Genomic DNA, 3715 nt, shown 5'->3' on the forward strand with positions numbered 1-3715 from the left:
AGGTCGCCCGTGCGGATCACCGAACCGGCATAGGGCTCGCCCTCACCCGCGAGGATGCGCAGCGTGGTGGTCTTGCCCGCACCGTTGCGGCCGACGAGACCGATCCGGTCGCCTGCCTGGACCCGCAGGGCCGGGCCCGGCGCGGAGAGAAGGGTCCGCACACCGGCACGAACTTCGAGGTCAGTAGCGGTAATCAATGAAATCTCCTGAAAGAAAATGAATGTGCCCCGGCGTGCGCAGCACACGACCTCGAGCGGGCGTCGCGGTCCGTCCGGAGGCTGTGCTGAAGTCGGTGTCCGAGGCGTGAACGTGCGAATCGCGGCGTCGACCAGGGACGGGGTACGGCGACGTTTCAGGGCCGTTGAATGCATGCACCGTCGCGAACAGTGCTGAGAATGGGTTCTAGCGCTGCGTTCTCTGAACCCAGATCAGGCCGGTGAGAAGCCGGCCTCGGGTCTTCGCGGTGGAACGGACATGCATAGCCGGGCACAGTACGAGATGGCCCCGACCGTGTCAAAAGTGTTCGAGCAGGGTCGCTGTGGAGTGATCGTCGCCGTGTCGTGGTTCTCGGAGCTGACCTATTGGTCGGTTTTGGGGCGCATGTGATACGCCGAGGCGACGTTCGGTGGACGGCATTTGCAGAGCTGAGCGGGGGTGGCGATCCGGGTGCGAGCCGGTTTCGTCCCATTTTCGCGCCGGTGTGGGGGCAAATGTCCCACTGACCGGAACTGTGACTGGCCACACTGGCGCTGACGCCCTGTGATGTGGATTACACATTCGGTGCGAGTTTGCCGGGTGCACAGTTCCACCCCCTGTTGTCCGTGCCGCACACGTGCCGGATCGCACATCGAGGCCTGAAATCCATTGGGCCTGAGATTTATTGGTATCCCGGAAGGACCCCACCACGATGGTCACCACCCGCACAGGCGGCGAGATGTCGCAGCCCCCCGGCGCCCAGGGAAGCACGTCCGCACCCGAAAAGTGGACGCCCCGCCTGATCTTCTCGCTGGCCTCGATCGTGCTCGTGCTCGAAATGCTCGCGATCAGCTACATGATGATCTCGATGGCCATCCCCGCCATCTCCGGTCACTACCAGACCACCCAGGGCGCCTGGCTGCTCACGTCGTTCCTGCTCGTCGGTGCGATGACAGCGCCCTTGATCGGCAAGCTCGCCGACATGTACGGCAAGCGCAAGATGCTGCTCGCCTGCATCGCGGTCGCCGCGCTGGGATCGTTCGTCTCCGCCATCGCGACCAGCTACGGGGTGCTGATCGCCGGCCGTGCGCTGTCCGGCTTGCTGGTGCCGTGCCTGTTCCTGAGCTACTCGCTGATCCGTGATGTGTTCCCGGCCAAGACGATCGCGCTCGCCGTCAGCATCGCGACCAGCGGTATGGGCCTGATCGCGATCCCGGCGCCGTTCATCACCGGATGGCTGATCGACAACCACGGCTTCCGCAGCATCTTCTGGTTCTTCGTGATCGGCCTCGTCATCCTGGGCGGGATGATCTTTGTGAGCACCGACGAGTCCTCGGTGCGGCTGCGCTCGCGCCTGGACTTCCTCGGCGCCCTGCTTCTCGGCGGCGGTATCGCCGGCATCCTGATCGGTATCAGCTTCGGCCCGACCTGGGGCTGGAAGTCGGGCTCGACCCTGACCTACCTGTTCGGCGGCATCGCGCTGGTCGTCGCGTGGCTGGTCACCGCGGGCATCGTCAAGGAGCCGCTGATCGACCTCAAGGTGCTGCGACGCCGTCCCGTCATCCTGACCGCCATCGCGGCTGGGTTCATCTACGGCGTCAGCGGCCTGTACACCATGCTGCTGCCGATGCTGGCCATGACGCCCGAGATCATGGGCCTCGGCTACGGATTCGGCGTCGACGCCGAGGGCTTCGCGATCTTCCAGGCGCCGATCGGTGCGATGACCGTGATCGGCGGTCTGATCGTCGGCGTGCTCGTCGGGCGCCACGTCAAGCCGCGCCCGCTGCTCGCGATCGGCATGGTCTCCGCCGCCATCGGTTGCACCCTCACCGCCTTCTCGCATGACACCAAGGGCCTGCTCATCGCGTTCGCAGGCCTGGTCGGTCTCGGCATGGGCATGGGCTATGCGGCCGTGCCGAACCTGCTGATCGAGGCGGTGCCGCCGCAGCTGCAGGCGTCCACCGCGAGCATCGTCGGCGTGTTCCAGAGCGTGTTCCCGGCCGCGCTGCCGGTGATCGCCTTCACCGTCATGAACAACTCGTACATCGCGCCGATCCCGCTGGAGATGACGCAGGGCATGGCGTTCTACACCGACAAGGGCTTCCAGGTCGCCTTCCTCATCGCGGCTGCCGCCGCGGTGGCGGGCTTGGTGGCGGGTCTGCTGCTGCCGAAGCGCATCGAGCAGGTGAAGGTCCCGGCAGGCCAGGACTCCGGCGAGCCGGCCATGGCCACCGTCGACTGATCACACTCACCAGCGCAAGGGCATCCCCGTCCGGTCGGACCGGACGGGGATGCCCTTCACTCGTTTCGGTGTCGGATTTGCCCACTGACCGGAACAGCGTCTGGGTGTCCGGTGCCCGTAGTGGCAATGTGACGGTGAACACTGGCGGACCTATACCGCCTGTCGAGACGGAGGTAGGCGATGACATCGGACCTGAGTTACGAGGGCACTCTTCGGGAGATCTCCACGGAGTCGGGCGTCCTGCGTTACCACGAGGCCGGTGACGGGCCCCCGCTGCTGCTGCTGCACGGCTCGGGCCCCGGCGTAACCGGTTGGCGCAACTTCCGGGGCAACCTCGGTGTGTTCGCCGAGCACTTCCGCTGTCTCGTACTGGAATTCCCCGGATTCGGCGTCAGCGACGACTTCGGCGGCCACCCGATGGTCACCGCCCTGGAGTCGGTGGTGAAGTTCGTCGACGCCCTCGGCCTCGACAGCGTCGACATCATCGGCAACTCGATGGGTGGCGGCGTCGCCATCAATTACGCCATCGCCCACCCCGACAAGGTGCGCCGGCTGGTGACCATCGGTGGCATCGGCAAGAACATCTTCAGCCCCGGCCCCGGCGAGGGCATCAAGCTGCTCCAGGAGTTCACCGAGGCGCCGACCCGCGAACGCCTCATCCAGTGGCTGCACTCGATGGTCTACGACCCGGCGATGGTGACCGAGGAGCTCATCGAGGAGCGCTGGACCCAGGCCACCGATCCGGAGACCCTCGACAGCGCCCGCCGGATGTACAGCAAGGTGGCCTTTTCGATGATGGTCAAGGCGATGGAGGCCTCCGACGCGCCGCCGCCGTGGGCGATGATGCACAAGGTGAAGGCGCCCACGCTGCTCACCTGGGGTCGCGACGACCGGGTCAGCCCGCTGGACATGGCGTTGATCCCGATGCGCACGATCCCCAACGCCGAATTGCACGTGTTCCCCAACTGCGGACACTGGGCGATGATCGAGCAGAAGGAAGCATTCGAGAGCGCCGTCCTCGCCTTCCTGCGCCGCAAGGACGCGGCCGGCCGGCCCTGATCGCCACCCGAAGCGCGCAGCGCCGAGGCGTCGAAAGACGCTTCGGCGCTGCGTTTTTCGTTTCACGTGCTGTTGCGCTCGAGGGGATGCTCCGAAAACAACCCGGGCGCTGTGACCGAAACGGTGACAGCGCCCGAGGGGGGGTATTCCGGGGGGAGGCGGTGGCGCCCGCCCGCTCCGCGAACCGGGTGAGGGCGATGTCGCCGAGCCTGTCCTGCA

General features: G+C 66.2%; 3 protein-coding genes. 2 read left to right on the forward strand and 1 reads right to left on the reverse strand.

All coding sequences use genetic code 11. The annotated features are described in order from the left end of the window. A partial coding sequence (locus ACWFRB_RS26270; protein ID WP_452644270.1) for an ATP-binding cassette domain-containing protein occupies window positions 1–197 on the reverse strand: 197 nt, incomplete at its 3' end. A gap of 737 nt (window positions 198–934) precedes the next feature. On the opposite strand from ACWFRB_RS26270, the gene ACWFRB_RS26275 reads away from it, so the two are divergent. Next, window positions 935–2437: an MFS transporter gene (locus ACWFRB_RS26275; RefSeq protein WP_452644272.1), complete on the forward strand. Its 1503-nt coding sequence runs from the start codon at window positions 935–937 to the stop codon at window positions 2435–2437. Between the two features lie 180 nt (window positions 2438–2617). After that, window positions 2618–3496, forward strand: a complete 879-nt coding sequence (locus tag ACWFRB_RS26280) for an alpha/beta fold hydrolase (protein ID WP_452644274.1) — start codon at window positions 2618–2620, stop codon at window positions 3494–3496. The last annotated feature ends 219 nt before the right edge of the window (window positions 3497–3715 follow it).

The sequence above is a fragment of the Rhodococcus sp. NPDC055112 genome, assembly GCF_053607505.1.